This is a genomic window from Paenibacillus sp. FSL H8-0079, assembly GCF_037991315.1.
GTDB lineage: Bacteria > Bacillota > Bacilli > Paenibacillales > Paenibacillaceae > Paenibacillus.
The window spans coordinates 4,104,403-4,121,614 of record NZ_CP150300.1 but is presented as its reverse complement, the minus strand read 5'-3'; the positions used below and the strand labels follow the sequence as shown (position 1 = coordinate 4,121,614).

General features: G+C 47.3%; 20 protein-coding genes. 19 read left to right on the top strand and 1 reads right to left on the bottom strand.

Annotated features, from left to right (window positions below; genetic code table 11):
- The first annotated feature begins 5 nt into the window (after positions 1-5).
- The 19 genes from trpD to MHI06_RS18240 all read left to right on the top strand — a co-directional run bounded on the left by trpD (position 6) and on the right by MHI06_RS18240 (position 16,201).
- Positions 6-1,046, top strand: a complete 1,041-nt coding sequence (gene trpD, locus MHI06_RS18330; RefSeq protein WP_340402146.1) for an anthranilate phosphoribosyltransferase — start codon at positions 6-8, stop codon at positions 1,044-1,046.
- Positions 1,036-1,824: an indole-3-glycerol phosphate synthase TrpC gene (gene trpC, locus MHI06_RS18325; RefSeq protein WP_340398694.1), complete on the top strand. Its 789-nt coding sequence runs from the start codon at positions 1,036-1,038 to the stop codon at positions 1,822-1,824. Before trpD ends, trpC begins: the two co-directional genes overlap by 11 nt.
- Positions 1,824-2,561, top strand: coding sequence for a phosphoribosylanthranilate isomerase (locus MHI06_RS18320; protein ID WP_169482461.1), 738 nt, complete (start codon positions 1,824-1,826; stop codon positions 2,559-2,561). The genes trpC and MHI06_RS18320 overlap by 1 nt, the downstream gene beginning before the upstream one ends.
- Positions 2,558-3,757, top strand: a complete 1,200-nt coding sequence (gene trpB / locus MHI06_RS18315) for a tryptophan synthase subunit beta (RefSeq protein ID WP_340398693.1) — start codon at positions 2,558-2,560, stop codon at positions 3,755-3,757. Before MHI06_RS18320 ends, trpB begins: the two co-directional genes overlap by 4 nt.
- A complete protein-coding gene (gene trpA / locus MHI06_RS18310) occupies positions 3,754-4,560 on the top strand; it encodes a tryptophan synthase subunit alpha (RefSeq protein ID WP_340398692.1) in 807 nt (268 codons plus the stop codon). Before trpB ends, trpA begins: the two co-directional genes overlap by 4 nt.
- An 86-nt stretch (positions 4,561-4,646) precedes the next feature.
- Complete coding sequence (gene hisC / locus MHI06_RS18305; RefSeq protein WP_340398691.1) at positions 4,647-5,747, top strand: histidinol-phosphate transaminase; 1,101 nt, start codon at positions 4,647-4,649, stop codon at positions 5,745-5,747.
- A 26-nt stretch (positions 5,748-5,773) separates the two neighbouring features.
- On the top strand, positions 5,774-6,868 hold the full coding sequence (locus tag MHI06_RS18300; protein WP_062835181.1) for a prephenate dehydrogenase: 1,095 nt from the start codon (positions 5,774-5,776) through the stop codon (positions 6,866-6,868).
- Positions 6,869-7,596: 728 nt separating this feature from the next.
- The gene (locus MHI06_RS18295; RefSeq protein ID WP_062835180.1) at positions 7,597-8,190 is read left to right on the top strand and encodes a sigma-70 family RNA polymerase sigma factor; all 594 of its coding nucleotides are present in this window, start codon (positions 7,597-7,599) and stop codon (positions 8,188-8,190) included.
- Positions 8,187-8,825: a zf-HC2 domain-containing protein gene (locus tag MHI06_RS18290; protein ID WP_169482466.1), complete on the top strand. Its 639-nt coding sequence runs from the start codon at positions 8,187-8,189 to the stop codon at positions 8,823-8,825. Before MHI06_RS18295 ends, MHI06_RS18290 begins: the two co-directional genes overlap by 4 nt.
- Before the next feature lie 43 nt (positions 8,826-8,868).
- Entirely contained in the window at positions 8,869-9,468 is a 600-nt protein-coding gene (locus MHI06_RS18285) for a histidine phosphatase family protein (RefSeq protein ID WP_074095634.1), read from the top strand.
- A gap of 279 nt (positions 9,469-9,747) precedes the next feature.
- On the top strand, positions 9,748-10,866 hold the full coding sequence (locus MHI06_RS18280) for a hypothetical protein (RefSeq protein ID WP_340398690.1): 1,119 nt from the start codon (positions 9,748-9,750) through the stop codon (positions 10,864-10,866).
- Between the two features lie 44 nt (positions 10,867-10,910).
- Positions 10,911-11,417, top strand: a complete 507-nt coding sequence (locus MHI06_RS18275; protein WP_264927457.1) for a gamma carbonic anhydrase family protein — start codon at positions 10,911-10,913, stop codon at positions 11,415-11,417.
- 23 nt (positions 11,418-11,440) lie between these two features.
- A complete protein-coding gene (locus MHI06_RS18270; RefSeq protein ID WP_017687723.1) occupies positions 11,441-11,620 on the top strand; it encodes an IDEAL domain-containing protein in 180 nt (59 codons plus the stop codon).
- 154 nt (positions 11,621-11,774) lie between these two features.
- Positions 11,775-12,197: a DUF2487 family protein gene (locus MHI06_RS18265; protein WP_340398689.1), complete on the top strand. Its 423-nt coding sequence runs from the start codon at positions 11,775-11,777 to the stop codon at positions 12,195-12,197.
- Between the two features lie 193 nt (positions 12,198-12,390).
- Positions 12,391-12,933 carry a ubiquinol-cytochrome c reductase iron-sulfur subunit gene (locus MHI06_RS18260; protein WP_062835174.1) on the top strand — a complete coding sequence of 181 codons (543 nt, stop codon included), beginning with the start codon at positions 12,391-12,393 and terminating at the stop codon, positions 12,931-12,933.
- Between the two features lie 15 nt (positions 12,934-12,948).
- Positions 12,949-13,620: a cytochrome b6 gene (locus MHI06_RS18255; protein ID WP_017687726.1), complete on the top strand. Its 672-nt coding sequence runs from the start codon at positions 12,949-12,951 to the stop codon at positions 13,618-13,620.
- Positions 13,621-13,641: 21 nt separating this feature from the next.
- Positions 13,642-14,526, top strand: coding sequence for a c-type cytochrome (locus tag MHI06_RS18250; RefSeq protein WP_340398688.1), 885 nt, complete (start codon positions 13,642-13,644; stop codon positions 14,524-14,526).
- A 110-nt stretch (positions 14,527-14,636) separates the two neighbouring features.
- Complete coding sequence (locus MHI06_RS18245; protein WP_169482475.1) at positions 14,637-15,278, top strand: DUF1405 domain-containing protein; 642 nt, start codon at positions 14,637-14,639, stop codon at positions 15,276-15,278.
- Positions 15,279-15,331: 53 nt separating this feature from the next.
- Positions 15,332-16,201 carry a sporulation protein YpjB gene (locus tag MHI06_RS18240; protein WP_340398687.1) on the top strand — a complete coding sequence of 290 codons (870 nt, stop codon included), beginning with the start codon at positions 15,332-15,334 and terminating at the stop codon, positions 16,199-16,201.
- Positions 16,202-16,315: 114 nt separating this feature from the next.
- Here MHI06_RS18240 and MHI06_RS18235 read toward each other — a convergent pair whose 3' ends face one another.
- Entirely contained in the window at positions 16,316-17,185 is an 870-nt protein-coding gene (locus MHI06_RS18235) for a YitT family protein (RefSeq protein ID WP_169482478.1), read from the bottom strand.
- Between the last annotated feature and the right edge of the window lie 27 nt (positions 17,186-17,212).

The window sequence follows — 17,212 nt, the reverse complement described above, 5'->3', positions numbered from 1 at the left end:
CTGAGATTACTCGTGAGGAAGGCATGAAGAATGGCCTGGCGAAGATTTTGGAGGGCAGTCATCTGGAGCAAGCCGAAGCACGAGATTTGATGTACTCGATTATGAGAGGTGAGGCAACGCCGGCTCAAATCGGAGGTTTGTTGATGGCGCTGCGGATGAAGGGTGAAACGGTGGATGAGATCACCGGTTTTGCCGAAGCCATGCGTGGTCAGGGCGGACGAATTCTTACGGATGGCAGCGGTTTGCTGGACACGTGTGGAACAGGCGGATCGGGTATTCACAAATTCAACATTTCCACAGCATCCGCCATCATAGCTTCGGCCGTGTCGGTTCGGGTCGCCAAACATGGCAACCGTTCAGCTTCAGGCAAAGCGGGAAGTGCGGATGTATTAGAGGCACTCGGTGTAAATATCCATCTGAACGGCGAGCAGGCCAGACAATGTCTGGATGACATTGGAATCTGCTTCTGTTTTGCCCAGGTATATCACCCTTCCATGCGACATGCGGCAGGACCAAGAAAAGAGCTGGGTGTTCGTACCATTTTCAACATGCTCGGACCTTTAACGAATCCTGCCGGAGCGGATCGCCAATTGCTTGGCCTGTATGATCGCTCCCGGACGCCAATGATTGCTGAAGTGCTGAATCGTCTTGGTCTCAAAAGAGCGTTGGTCGTGGCCAGCCATGATGGTCTGGATGAAATCAGTATCTCGGCGCCGACTCAGGTATCTGAACTTCGCAATGGTCAAGTGCACACCTATGATATTGATCCACGTGATATGGGCTTGTCTCTGCATCCACTCGAAGCGGTACTTGGAGGAGATGCGGCACAGAATGCCGAAATTATTAAAAGGATCTTCCAAGGTGAGCAGAGTGCCTACCGTGATGTCGTTCTGTTGAACGCCGGAGCGTGCATCTATGTATCCGGTCTTGCAGATAGCATTGCTGAAGGGGTGAAACTTGCCGCAGAAGCGGTAGATTCGGGTAAAGCTGCCGGGAAGCTTGAACAGTTAATTCATACAACGGAGGCGTACAGTCATGTATCTTGATCGAATCGTTGCAACCAAACATAAAGAAGTTGAACTTCTGGCACAAACATTTCGCATGGATGAGGCTATCCAAAAAATCGAACAATTACCCGCAACACGAGGGTTTGAACAAGCATTATCGAGCAGACGCAATCGCAAACTCGGTCTTATTGCTGAAGTGAAGAAGGCTTCGCCATCCAAAGGATTGATCCGTCCGGATTTTCATCCGGTAGAGATTGCTGCTGCTTATGAACGAGCGGGTGCAGACTGCATCTCCGTATTAACGGATGTATCGTATTTTCAAGGGAGCAACGAGTACTTGCAGGCTATTCATCAGTCTGTGAACATTCCGCTATTGCGTAAGGATTTTATTATAGATGAACGACAGATTGCCGAGGCAAGATTGCTGGGTGCGGACGCGGTACTGCTGATTGCCAGCATTCTGACTCCAGAACAAATTCGTCAATATCTGGAATTCGCCAAAAGTTTGGGGCTGGACGCCTTGATTGAAGTCCACGATCGGACAGAGCTGGAGCAGGTATTGGGAATTCCGCAGGCAACCCTTGTGGGTATCAACAATCGTAATTTGAAAACATTCGAAACGAGTCTGAATACGACACTGGATTTGATGGAATTGATTCCAAGTGGCGTCACCTTGATCAGCGAAAGTGGTATTGACGGTCCAGAATCAACAGTACCTTTGATCCAAGCAGGTGTACACGGTATTCTCGTAGGTGAGCATCTCATGCGCAAGGATGATGTCGAAGCAGCTGTATATGATCTGATGGGACCCAAATGATGAATACTTCCATACACGATGGCACAGGCGACAGTACGTCAGAACTGAGAAACCCGCTGCCAGCGGCCGTAAAAATATGTGGACTTCAGGACGTTGAAGTGCTAAAATCTATGATAAACTTGCCTGTGGATTACATTGGTGTTGTTTTTGCCAAATCACGCCGTCGAATCGAACCCGAGCAGGCTGCTGCATTAAGAACAGTACTATTCGAATGGTCGGCCTATGATCGGCCGAAGCTTGCGGGTGTATTTGTTAATCCTTCGTTCGAAGAGCTGGAACACATTATGGAGGTTGCTCACCTGGATGTTATTCAACTGCATGGACAGGAGACTGCGGAATTTTGCCGGCAGGTGAAGCAGCGGTGGAATGCCGAAGTATTTAAGGCTTTTTCTTTTCCCAAAGATGAAACGGGTCCGGAAGCTGATGATGCAGCCATAAGGGCTCTTGATGCCTACGAAAAATTCGTGGATGCGATATTGCTTGATACCTATGATCCTCTATATGGAGGGGGCTCCGGGAAAACATTTGCCTGGGAGCGTATTCCTGCCTATGCTGAATGGGCGAACAGTCGCGGAATTTCTCTGTTCGTTGCAGGAGGTTTGCAGCCAGACAATGTACAACAACTGATACAGACATATACACCTTTCGGCGTCGATGTATCCAGCGGCGTGGAGACTGAAGGTGTGAAGGATATTGCCAAAATTACAGCATTCGTAGAAAGGGTGAAGCAGGCATGACACATCAATTGCCGGATCAACACGGGCGTTTCGGTCACTTCGGAGGCCGCTTTGTACCTGAGACACTAATGAACGCACTCATTGAACTGGAGGAGGCATATAGCCACTTCTCTGAAGACGAGGAATTCAACAAGGAACTGAACTATCTGCTGAGCGAGTATTCTGGACGTGAAACGCCACTGTATCATGCAGAGCAATTATCACGCCGATTGGGCGGACCGAAAATTTATTTGAAACGTGAGGATCTCAACCATACAGGTGCTCACAAAATTAATAACGCCATTGGACAAGGCTTGCTTGCCAAACGGATGGGTAAAAAGAAAGTCATTGCCGAAACGGGTGCAGGTCAACATGGTGTTGCAACGGCAACTGTGGCCGCATTGCTAGGACTGGAATGCAAAGTATTTATGGGCGAAGAAGATACAGAGCGTCAGCAGTTAAACGTATTCCGGATGAAGCTGCTCGGAGCAGAAGTGATTCCGGTGACGTCTGGAACACGGACACTGAAGGATGCTGGTAATGAAGCGCTTCGCTACTGGGTCAGCAATGTGGAGGATACGTTCTATGTGCTCGGATCAGTGGTTGGTCCTCATCCATACCCGATGATGGTGCGGAATTTCCAACGTGTGATCGGTGATGAGACCCGTCGTCAGATTCAGGAGATCGAAGGACGTTTGCCGGATGTGATTGTAGCCGCTGTCGGTGGCGGAAGTAATGCGATTGGTATGTTCTATCCATTTATCAGTGATCAGGATGTGAAGCTTGTTGGTGTTGAAGCCGCAGGCAAAGGGGTCGAAACCGAGTATCATGCGGCGACGATGACCAAAGGTACGCATGGTGTATTCCAGGGATCTATGAGTTACCTGTTACAGGATGAGTATGGACAGGTTCAGCCGGCGCATTCCATCTCGGCCGGACTTGATTATCCGGGTGTTGGTCCGGAGCATTCCTATCTCAAGGATATTGAACGGGCAAAATATGTACCAATCACGGATCAGGAAGCACTCGATGCCCTGCAATTGTTATGCCGGACAGAAGGAATCATTCCTGCTCTGGAGTCTGCACATGCGGTCGCCCAAGTTGTCAAACTGGCGCCTGAACTCACAGAAGATGATATTGTGGTCATCTGTCTGTCGGGACGTGGAGACAAGGATGTTGAATCCATCATGAAATACACGGGAGGCGACTTGGCATGAATCTGATGGACCAGACCTTCCAACAATTGAAGGAACAGAATCGCACGGCACTTATTCCATTCTTAACCGTTGGTGACCCGGATGTGGAGACAACGATCGAGATCATCAAGGAGCTTGAACAGGCCGGAGCGGATATTCTGGAACTGGGTGTTCCCTATTCCGATCCGCTTGCGGATGGACCAGTCATTCAACGTGCTTCCGAACGTGCGCTGAAAAGCCAGATTACGATTCGTACCGTTATGGAAACCGCTGCAAAAGCTCGTAAGGCAGGTGTGAAAATGCCGTTTGTGCTGTTCACCTATTATAATCCGGTGTTGCAGACAGGACTGGATGTGTTCTTTGAGGAATTGGTCAAACACGATATCAGTGGCATGATCATTCCGGACCTGCCGATTGAGGAAGCGGAAGAGATGCGACAACGTGCAAATCATGCCGGTGTGCATCTGGTGCCGCTTGTTGCACCTACGTCTAATGCACGGATTGAGCGGATTGTGACGGGAGCGAGCGGCTTTATCTATTGTGTATCATCCCTTGGGGTAACCGGAGAGAGAGCTTCTTTCTTTGATGGGGTAGAAAGCTTCATTGAGACGGTGAAAAGTCTGACAGACCTCCCTGTAGCGGTAGGTTTCGGTATCTCCAGTCATGAGCAGGTTGCTCACTTCTCCCGCATCTGCGATGGCGTTGTTGTAGGTAGTGCCATCGTTCGTCAGGTGGAAGATGCGATTCCTCTGCTTGAAAATCCGGATACTCGTGCAGCGGGACTGTTGCAAATTCGCAACTTTGTGGCACAATTAAAAGGATAGGGATGTCCTGAAAGTACATCCTTTGGACACGTGAGGTACATGCTGATTCGTGTCCAACAATATTTCAATAACAGGAGGCGGTTGGGTTGAAACCGAAATCCCAGATTGTCAATCTGCCTGTGTACCAGCCGGGCAAACCGATTGAAGAAGTGAAACGTGAACTGGGGCTTGAACAAGTCATCAAGCTGGCCTCCAACGAAAACCCGTACGGCAGTTCTCCTGCCGCTCTGGAAGCCATTACGAGAGAAATGACTAATATAAGCATATACCCAGACGGTAGCTCGGTTGAGCTGACGGGAGTTCTTGCCAAGCATCTTGGCGTTGAACGGAACAACTTAATATTTGGTTGTGGTTCCGATGAGATTATTGCTTTGATCACGAGAGCTTTCTTCTTGCCGGGTGACGAGACCATCATGGCAGATCAAACATTTTCTGTATATAAAAGCAATGCAGATATTGAGGGTGCCGTGTCCATCGAAGTGCCTCTGAAAGGTGGCACGCATGATCTGAGCGCGATGCTCGCGCAAATTAACGACAAAACCAAAGCAGTATGGGTGTGTAATCCAAATAATCCGACAGGTACGATTATCTCCGAGCAGGAACTTACAGCCTTTATGGACCGTGTGCCTGCGCATGTGATGGTCATACTGGACGAAGCTTATTATGAATTCGTAACCGATGAAGCATACCCGCAAAGTATACCATTGATCGAACGGTATCCGAACTTGGTCATCCTGCGGACATTCTCCAAAATTTACGGTTTGGCTTCGCTCCGGATCGGGTATGGTATTGCACGTCCCGAAATTATTGATTTGATTAACCGTGTACGTGAACCGTTTAACACCTCCCGTTTTGGACAGGTTGCGGCAAAAGCTGCACTACTGGATCAGGATTTTGTTCAAGAGTGCTCGAAGCGGAATGCAACGGATCGGGATTACCTGCAAAATGAATTTGCACGCCTCGGATTGTCGTATTTCCCTTCACAGGGTAATTTCATTATGGTTGACCTGAATATGCCTTCGGCAAATGCGTTCCAATCCTTGCTCAAACAAGGCATTATCGTTCGCTCAGGATTCCACGTATACCCAACTTACATTCGTGTGTCCGTCGGAACATCAGAACAGAACCGTGCATTTGTCACGGCACTGGAGAACACGCTGGCTGAGAAGGCGGTAGCACGCCCTTAATTCTGGCGATGAAAGAGTGAGGACCCATGAAACTAAAAATTGCAATGATCGGTGTAGGACTCATCGGCGGTTCACTTGCGCTCTGCTTCAAAGGCAAGCCAGGTGTAACCGTGATGGGCTACGCCCACTTGGATGAACTGAAGGACAAGTACATAGCGAGTGGTGTAGTGGATGATGCTACGCTCTCTCTGGAAGAAGCGGTAGAGGATGCCGACTTTATTTTTTTGTGCGTTCCCGTAGGTTTGCTTGAATCCTATTTCGAGCAGCTCTCCAAGCTGCCATTGAAAAAAGGATGTATTATCACGGACGTAGGAAGCACTAAGGCTTCCATTGCCGCTTGTGCCGAGCATGTGCGGTTGACCGACGCTTACTTCATCGGTGGTCATCCTATGGCAGGATCGGAGCGTGCAGGCGTAGACGCGGCCTCAGCCGTGTTGTTTGAGAATGCATACTACGTCTTAACCCCTTCAGAACATGTGCCTGAGGAAGCGTACAGCAGGTTGTCTGAGCTGCTTGCATATACGCGTGCACAGATCGTACGTGTGGAGCCTTTGCTGCACGATGACATTGTGGGGGCGATTAGTCATCTGCCACATGTTATTGCTGTTGCGTTGGTAAATCAGGTGCGTGAATATAATGAGTCGAATCCACTGTATAAAATGCTGGCTGCAGGTGGTTTCCGGGATATCACCCGGATTGCATCCAGTGACGCCATAGTCTGGAGAGATATCTTGCTTAGCAACCGTGATGTACTGCTGGGCTTGCTTAAGGACTGGAATAGCCAAATGACGGCCTTCACGGATATGCTGGAGCATAAGAATGGTGAAGGCATTGAGGAAGCATTCCGTCAGGCCCGCGAGTTCCGCAGTGTATTGCCAGAACGACGCAAAGGCATGATTTCGCCGTTATTTGATCTGTATACCGATGTCCAGGATGCGCCCGGTATGATTGGTAAGATCGCAACTGAGCTTGGGGCCAATGACATCAACTTGAGCAACTTGGAGATTATCGAGAACCGGGTGGATGTGCCAGGCATTATGCGTCTGTCCTTCCGTCAGGAAGAAGATATGGAACGAGCCAAGACGTTATTGGATTCCTTAGGCTATCAGGTGTGGATATAAGATGAGAAAGAGGGCGCAAGCCCTCTTTTTTTTGAACTTATAATGGAGTTTTTCATTTGATTCTCACTCAGGAAAAAAAGGATGTATTATCCTGAATTACCGAAAGATGTAATTAACTTAAACAATTTTACTTAAGGTGTTGACAAAATGAAAACGTATACATATAATAAGGGTACAGTATGGTTTCTCTCCACTCCTATCCAATAACTGTATTGCTCCACGTGAGCAATGGCCGCTTATGTAAGCGGTCTTTTTTTTGTCTTTAAAAAGTTATTGGTCCTTTACCGGTATGTTAAGATTTACACTTCTTATTACATCCTCTATTTACATTACCCTCCTTAATCTGTTAGGATACCTTAGATCAAAAAAATATCACATTTTTGTAACCTTTTCAGAATTTCGTTCGTCTATATAAACAAGGCTTACCAAAAAGGCTCAAAATGAAGTCATGAACGTGAAAAACACTGCATATGAATGACAGGTCGGGTTTTTGTGGATAGCAATGGATTTGCCAGGATGATGCAGACCGTTGTACAATAAATACTGTTAATGTAGAAACGTTGGGGAAATTGCCATTACATAGGGGAATTTGGCGGGAAGGCCAGTTATGGCGCTGAACGCTTTTTATATGCGGTGAGAACCGCAACTTTTTTGTGCCTGTTCGGTAATACATGGATAGAGTCGAACGGGGAGAAGCACATGGATGGGCGAGGAGGGGTCGCACTCAAATGACGGATTCCCAGTTGATTCGAGAGATCAAGGAAGGTAACCTGGAGTTATATTCCGAGCTGATGAGTCGTTATCAGCGTAAAATACTGGCTTTCGTATATCATATGTTGAAAAGTTCCAATATGGAGCTGCTTGCGGAAGATCTCTGTTCTGAGACTTTCTATAAGGCGTTCCGCAGTCTGCACTCTTTCCGTGAGGTGGATGCCTCATTCTCAACCTGGTTATATACCATTGCGAGAAATACGGTACTGAGTGAGCTTCGCAAACAGCGCAGTGGAAATGTTCCACTTGAAGAGAGCGGGATCGTTCCCGTGGCTCCTTCGGAGAATGCACCGGAGTATGCTGTTCTACGCAGCGAGCGGGTGATGCTGGTTAGAGATGCGATTAACAATTTGCCGGAGAAGCAGCGTTCTGCGATTATACTCCGCGAGTATGATCAACTAGACTACCAAGAGATTGCGAATATTCTTGGGCAGAGCGTCAGTTCTGTGAAATCGTTATTATTCAGAGCAAGATCAAGCGTAAAAACTCAATTGGAACCTTATTTCTTCGAACCGGTGTACGAGCCATATGAAGGGATGAAGAACCGATGAATTGCAATGATGCCCAGGAACTGTTTGCACTGGTCTGGGACTTGCCGGAAGCTCATCCTCAGCGGATTGCATTTCATGCTCATCTTGCTGGTTGTGAAGAGTGCTCCGAGCAGTTTGAGGTTTGGGAAGAAGCCCAGATCTTGCTGCACAGCATCCCGGTTCCAGTGACAGAACAACAGGCAGAGAGAGTGAACCGTAACGTTATGGACCGGATCTATGCGGAGTCTCCATGGTTATTGCCGGAAGAGGCAAAGGTTAATCGTTTCTCTGCTGCGATCCGCAAACATATGTCTTTGTGGATTGCCGCGTTCCTGGCTATTTTTTTATGCAGCTTTCTGTACATGGCATTGTTCAAGCCAAACGTATCAGAAGCTGAGCAAACCAAGGTTGTTGCTACGGGGATTCTGGAGACAGGGGTTGCCGGAAGCGGACCATCGTCTTCTGGATTGTATCAGTACAACATGACTGGAGCGGACAGAGGAAGCATCATTGAACCTTTTGTTGTGAGCATGGGACCTGCTTATCCTCAGTATTGGATGGCCCTGTCTTTACTAGCAATAGGGATGGCTTTATTTTCTCTTGGACGTATGCATCGAACAACGAATAAACGTAAACAACAAGGTGCGCGTGCATAGGTAATAACCTTTCGTTCGCCGTGTGGAGAAATGAGGGATGTAAGTGCGAATCGGGCTTATTCGTCACGGTCTTACAGACTGGAATGCGGCGGGTCGTATCCAGGGGCAGACTGATATACCTTTGAATGGAGAAGGTCGTGAACAGGCAGAACGCCTGGGAAGACGTCTGCTGACGGAAGAATACCAATGGGACTATATCATCACAAGTGGATTATCACGGGCACAGGAAACAGGGGAGATTATCTCTAAACTGTTGAATGTACCTTTGCTTGAACCGGACGCACGGTTGAAAGAAAGGGCTTTTGGTCAGATTGAAGGTCTGACTTCAGAGGAGCGGGTTGCCCGCTGGGGCCAAGCCTGGGAGACGCTCGATCTGGGACAGGAGCAGATAGCGGATATCCAGATTCGTGCACTGGCGTTTCTGGAAGATCTATGGTCTGCCTATCCGGACCAGAACGTACTCATTGTCACTCATGGAGCTTTTCTGGCCAACCTGTTAACAGCCTTGTTTAAAGATCGGTATACGGAACGGATTGGAAACCTGTCACTGACGATCCTGGAAAAGGAACGTGATGACTGGAGTCCGCTGTTATATAATTGCACACGACATCTGTCTTTGGACACAGCGAAACAACCTGAGTAATCCAACTTGGGTTGTTTTTTTTTGCGTTTTATGGGGAAAAAAAGACTCTATATGATTTCAAAGCTCTCATTTTTCTTCTGATTGACCAACTTGAGGCATAGTATGATTAACGAATTAATTTCATAGTTCACTAAAGATATTATGAAATGGATTCAAACATAAAAGATTTCCAAAAAGAGGTTTAGATTGTGGGAATTCCGTCAACGATGTTTACAAAACCAAACTATTTCAGGCTCCGAATCAGCAGTCGAAGTAGTTAACGGGCGAGGCGATGGACCCATGAATCTAGCGGATATGCTTACTTTTGCCGATATTGGCCAGCTTAATCGAATAGCAGACTATTACCAATGTGAATGCAAGCCCAACTCCAAACATGAACTCATCCAGAGTATTCTCACTACATTGGGCAGCAGACCTTTTTTTGAGCAGCAGGTACGTCAACTGAATCAAGCAGATCAGCGCTTTTTGAACAACTTGTTGTTTGATCCTCGCCAGTACTATGGTATGGAAGAACTCGTCGCCATAGCCCGTCAATCGATGGACAAAAAGGAGAGTGAGGCTGGAGCCAGTCCACGTGACCTCATCGTTCGCTTCAATAAGAGCGGATGGTTGTTCAATGGGACGACGCAGCAGACCAGATATCTGTATCAGGTACCTCAGGATCTGAAATTAAGGTTCAGGGATGTGTTATCTACACATTTGCGAGCAGGGATTACAGAAACGACGGAACCGCCCATGTATCGGGATGAGTATCATCTCTTAGCGGATGATCTCAAGTTGTTCCTACAGTTCGTTCAGCAGCATGAAATTGCCCTTAACGCTGAAGGCATGATGTACCGTCGCTCCCAACAGCAGATTATGGAGCATCTGCACATCAGTGAGGAATTGGTGGGCAAAGCCGGTTGGAGATTCGGATATGGTCGTTCGTTTAAGGATTACCCGGATCGTTTCGCTCTTATCTACGACTATGCATTTCACCATCGGCTGGTTCGCGAGGAGCAAGGTACGCTGAGGTTATCACCAGCTGGAGAAGACAAGCTGGGGGCTGAGAAAACAGCCGAAATGATACAGCTATTTAGGTTTTGGTTAAGATTGTATAAAGGTGCTATTCCCAATCTGTCCTCTATTGTGTATTGGACAGGAGAATGTGCCTCGGAATGGTCAACTGCCGAGTCGCTGTTTCGTCAGATCGGTCCATTCATCCAGCCGTTCTATTATGATACGGCCGAGGCCATCTATGATAACAGAATTGTTAAAATGATGTTGCATCTTGGCATGATCCGCATCGGGGAAGATGAGGAAGGCCGGACTATACAAATGACAGCCTGGGGCACACGTCTTGCTGCATCCTGTCGCTCCATCTCCGGAGACGTTACCCCTATTATGTTTGACAAGTGAAGGACAAGTTGCTAAAATCACTCCCAAATTAAGGAGTGATATCGATGATAATTCCATACAAAGGTCTACAACCTCAGTTACACCCTTCAGTATATATGGCTGAAGGTGCAAAGCTGATCGGTGATTTGAGAATGGGAGAAGAATCTTCCGTGTGGTTCAATGCAGTCCTGCGGGCTGATTTGGCTCCCATAATCATTGGAAAGCGCTGTAATATTCAAGATAATGCTGTAGGGCATGTCAACACAGATCAACCTTTGATTTTGGGAGACGATGTTTCGGTAGGACATTCAGCGATCATTCATGGTTGTCGTATTGGAACAGGATCATTAATCGGCATGGGAGCCATTCTGTTGAATGGAGCCGACATTGGCGAATATACGCTGATTGGGGCCGGTTCAGTTGTTACTGAGAATAGTAAAATTCCGCCCTATACTCTGGCCTTGGGGACACCTGCCAAAGTGATACGTGAGCTGACTGACGCCGATCTGGAGCGAATGTCCAGAACTTCACTGGGTTATGTTACCAAAGGAAAAGAATATAGGAGCTCTTAAATCCGTTTTGGAGGTGCATCCTATTGGATAAAATGAAAGTTACGTATGAAGTCATGTTGGGGCTAGCAGCTGAGATGGTGTGGGACGAAGCGCTTCGCAAACAGCGCAGCGAGAAGCTCTATTTGGAAATCGATAAAGCGTTAGCTACCGGAGACGAAGTAGCTTTCCGGAGTCTGACGGATGAACTGAGGACCATAAACTGATATGGGCACAATACATCTTTTCTGATATAAAAGGGAATGCGCAGATGCGTGTTTCCTTTTTTGATATGTGTAATTCCAAAATGAATGTCTGGATTTATAAGATATGCTCATATATAATATGGGAATAAAATGGATAGAAAGGGGATATAGGGAATTGAAATTCAGTGAGATGACTCAAGACAGCTGGGCTGAACTGCAACTCTATCTGGATACATGCCTTATTCCATACACGGCTCTTAGCGGTGAGCAGTCGCCAGTTGAAGCTACCGAAGCACTGGAACGGCTGAGAGATTTTCTGGATATGGTCGAAATCCCTTTCAAAGGGAGAATTATGACGTATCCAGCCTTTCATTATGCTAATTCCGAAATGTCAATGACATTAAATTCCTTGTCTACGCAGCTTAAATCTTCAGGATTCAAATATGTGGTTATTATGTCATCAGATGGTCAGTTTGATGGGGTGGAAATTGCATCTGCTGATCTAGTTTTGAGTCGGTCAGCGTTGACACGTGAGGTTGGAGACGAGGGGATTGCGAGATTTGTCGGGGAGAAAATACGAGAATTGTGGAAAAAATGAGTTTCATGCGACAAATGTGACAATTTTACAACACTTTTTTAATAACGCTTACAATTGAACCTTAAAAATGTGTGACAAATTCTTGACGGTGTTCTAGGGCTACTATATGATTATGTATGTTCTAGTAAGTCGTGGAATTTCTGAAAATGAAAACGTTTGAGAGAGTTGGCTGAAAAAGGGGGTTGGAGACAGTATGAGCAGTGAGCATGACCAGCACGAAGCTTCATTGAAATTGCCAAGCCGCATGGAGATGTCACGCAGGCAGTTTTTGACGTACACGCTTGGTGGAGCTACAGCCTACATGGCCGCCGGTGCAATCCTTCCCATGGTCCGTTTTGCGGTGGACCCGATTTTGCAGCATAAGGGAGAAGGTACCTCTGTCAAAGTAGCTGAAATCAGCAAAATTACGAATGAGCCTCAAGAATTCACCTTTGAACTTCAACAACAAGATGGTTGGTATCTGAGTAATGCATCGTTAGTTGCGTGGATTCGCAAAGACGAGCAGGGTAAAATTTATGCGCTCTCACCTATCTGTAAACATCTGGGATGTACAGTAGGCTGGAATAGTGACAAAAGTTATCCTGACGAGTATCATTGCCCCTGCCATGGCGCGCACTATGACAAGGAAGGGAAGAATCTTGCCGTAGCCCCCAAACCGCTGGATGAGTACGTAGTCAAGGAAGAGCAGGGTTGGGTATATCTGGGCGACATTGTTCCGAACACCCGAGTGAATTAGGAGGCGTGAACGCAGATGTTTAAAAATGTCTATGACTGGATTGACGAGCGTCTTGACATCACGCCAATCTGGCGGGACGTTGCGGATCATGAAGTTCCAGAGCATGTAAATCCGGCTCATCACTTTTCCGCATTCGTGTACTGCTTTGGTGGATTGACGTTCTTTATTACTGTTATTCAGATTCTGTCAGGCATGTTCCTGACCATGTATTACGTACCTGATATTATCAATGCCTACGCAAGTGTGGAGTACCTGCAAACCAAAGTAGCCTTCGGCCAAATTGTTCGCGGCATGCACCACTGGGGAGCCAGTCTGGTTATCGTAATGATGTTCTTACATACGATGCGTGTGTTCTTTACAGGCTCTTACAAGGCACCGCGAGAAATGAACTGGGTTGTCGGCATGCTGATCTTTTTCGTCATGTTGGGCCTGGGGCTCACAGGGTACTTGCTACCATGGGATAACAAAGCCTATTTTGCAACAAAAGTAACACTGGAGATTGCCAATACGGTTCCTTGGCTGGGACCAATCATTAAAGAATTCTTGCAAGGCGGTACGATTGTCGGTGCACAGACATTAACCCGATTCTTTGCCCTGCACGTATTCTTCCTCCCCGCAGTGCTTCTGGTGCTTCTGGTCGGACACTTTATCATGATCCGCAGACAGGGCATTTCGGGACCACTATAAACTGAGAAGGGAGGAATCGCAATGGCTCACGGACATAAGAAGGATGATGAGAAAAAGGTCATTTTTGTTGGTGATTCACGTGTACGTAAAGGGGCGGGATTTATAACCCCGCCTGATTACACGGCGTATCCCGGCAAATCAGAAGCCTTTATTCCCAACTTCCTGCTGAAAGAATGGATGGTTGGTGTCGTTGTATTGGTAGGGATTTTGGTTCTCACGATCTCAGAACCTGCACCTTTGGGCTATCCGGCCAATCCGAGCGCATCCGTAATTCCTATGCCGGACTGGTACTTCCTTTTTCTGTATCAGTACTTGAAGTATCCATACGCATCGGGCGATTACGTTCTGCTCGGGGTACTGGGGGTCAGCGGAGTCGCTTTTGGAGCTTTACTGCTGGCACCATTCCTGGACACAGGCAAGGAGCGGCGTTTCTATAAACGCCCCATTGCTTCATCGTTGATGATTTTGTCGGTCATTGCTGTATTTTACCTGACGAATGTAGCGTGGACACACTACGAACATGAGTTGGAAGCGAGTGGACAGAAGCCTGAACACATTCAGCGTGAGGAAGAAGCGCTGGAGAGGCATGAACAGGGACTTCCACCAGTTTCCAATGCACCTGGACAGCAACAGGAAGTGGCCATCGTGGATCAGGATGACCCTGCAATGGAAACGTACAAGAAGGCCGGCTGTATTGGCTGCCATGCGGCTGATATGAAGGGCGCAAGTGGACCTTCACTTCGAGGTGTGGGTGAAAAGCACAGTCAGGAAGAGATTCTCACCATTATCAAAGAAGGCTACAATGAGATGCCTCCTCAATACAATAATGCCATTGCTCAAGGGGTCACGGATGAAGAAATTAATCATCTGGCTGAATGGCTTGCGAAACAGAAAGCAGAACAGTAAAATCGAAATAACCAATGAAACCTGATCGTTTATGCGGTCAGGTTTTTTGAAGTGTTTTTGGGGCAGCACGTTATCGTGCACAACATGTGATGAAGGAAGGGGCAGGGAACGTGGCTTTATCGTTTTTCTGGAGTAAGGAGTTTCTGACCAATCGTTATTTTCTGTGGCTTTTGTTTTGGTGTAATGCAGTAGGGACGGTATACGGATACATCTGGTACGGAGAGCAAATGAAAATGACGCTGGCTGAGCAGCCTGTGTGGCAGGTCGTATTTGTGCCGGATAGTCCAACAGCGAGTTTGTTTTTCACCTTAGCATTGCTATGGATCTTATACCCACCACGGTCTATCATCATTAAACGGATCGGACATGTAATTCAGGCGCTTGCCGTGGTCACATCTGTGAAATATGGCGTGTGGGCCGTATCGATTATTTTCGCAGGCTGGATGCAGGGCGGTACACAGCACTGGCAAGATTGGATGTTGATTGCTTCGCATAGTGCGATGGCCATTGAAGCTCTTATATATGTACGCTTTTTCGGCTTCCGCTGGGCTGCTCTTGTCGTTGCAGGTGTCTGGACGCTGTTGAACGATACGATGGATTATACATATGATATTTACCCTTGGTTACCCGCCTCCCTCTACGATCATGTCGATGGTGTGCGTAATTTCACATTCGGACTGACGCTGGTGAGTATTCTGTGTGCATGGCTTGCGCTCAGACAAGCGAAACGAGAACCTGATATCCGATCTTGAGCTTGTTCTAAGGAACTGTGCTCCGCCATACATTGATGGTGGGAGGGATGTCCATGAAGAGAACGTTCAGGTTCAAAACTGGCTTATTGGTGGTATCGTTCATGGCTCTGCTGCTTTGGACGAACTTAGCATATCGTGTATCCGCGCAAAGTGAAGGATTGAATTCGAATTCAGATCAGCAAGTGTCCACAAGCAATTCAATTGCACAACTGAATGAAGAAGCAGCCGTATTGTATCGTCAGGCGCTCGAGAATAATATTGAAGAAGTACGAGGAAGCATTCTGCGCATCAGTAAAAGTCTGGAGCATATCTCCTTTGAGGGGCGTACGACAGTCGAGGGCATTCACGCCTTGTCCGAAACTATAGTTGAAGTGAAACAGGCTATCGTGAAAGTGAAAAATGATGATTCTTCTCTTCAGCAGTCCTCTGCCAAACTTAGACTTGCAGCAGACAGTCTCGCGAATCCAACCAAGCCTTTATGGCTGCAGTATTATAAAATCGTCAAAAACGATCTGGACGCTTTATCCGATGCTACAAATCAGAGTCAAACTGCGGCCATACTGGCAAACCGCTACGCCGTTCTGGAGGAGCATTATGAGACGATTCGTCCTGCCGCGATGATTCGCCGTGAACCGTATGAAATTGCTCAGATGGACGCCTGGTTATCTCATACCAAGGGGCTTACCACTGCAAAGCAGCCAGATCTGGCTCAATTAAAAAGCATGGTGGGCCATGGTGAGGAACTGGTGAACCAGTTATTTGGTCGGGAGAAGGATGAGAGTGCCTTCGTACCATTTGTACAGGGCCCTGATCGCAGGGCAGCCGGGTTGCTCATCAGTTCGGTTATTGTGGCAACGCTTAGTTATGCTGGATACCGTAAATATCGTGCGCAGCAGCAGGGTGTTTTTCCTTTTCGGCGCTAATCACATATGAACCTTATCATCGTATATTAAAAAAAGACCTCTTTTCCCATAAACAGCCACGCTATCGGCTCTTCATGTGAAAAGAGGTTTTCTTGTAGTTTCTGAATACCTACATCAACTTTCTTTGAAACCTTCTCCATGTACATCGTGAACATCGCTGATGATGACAAAAGCTCTAGGGTCAATAGAACGTACAATCGTCTGCAATCGTCTGAACTCTTGCCTGGAAATAACACAGTAGGCCATGTGCTTGGCTTGTTTAGAGTACGCGCCAATAGCAGGAATAAGGGTAACACCACGATCCATATCCCGTGTGATCTGTTCCGCAATCTCGGGCGCATGGTCACTGATGATCATAAATGCCCGGGCAGAATATGCACCTTCCTGAATAAAGTCGATGACTTTGGAGGCGATAAATACCGCTACGAGCGTATACAGAATTTTTTCTTTGGGGATGTAGATGAGAGAGAGTCCGATAATGACGAAGTCAATGCCCAGCAATACTCGTCCCATGCTCCATCCATACTTACGGTTGAGAATGCGAGCAATGATGTCTGACCCTCCCGTTGTTCCGCCCCAACGGAATACGATGCCGAGGCCGGCTCCAAGGGTAACACCCGCATATAGGGCGGCTAGCAGGAGGTCATTCTCGGTATGTAATGGTTCAATCCAGCCCAGATGAATCAACTTTTCGAATAACCATAGAAAAACGGTCAATGCCCCAATGCCGATACCGGTATAGATCATCTGTCTGCCGCCCAAAATTTTGAGCCCGATCAGAAAGAGAGGAACGTTAAGAATGAGGGTCGTAAGTGAAGGTGAGATGCCGAATGCGTAATTGATCAGCACCGTAACCCCGGTAAGGCCACCTTCCATAAGCTGATTGGGGATAATGAAATAGAGGAGCCCAAAGGCATATAAGGCTGTACCCAGAAGGATGGGCAGAACCAGTTTGACTTGAATCCAGGTTTTGGCAGTGCTCATAAGATCCCTCACTGTAGATAAATTAGA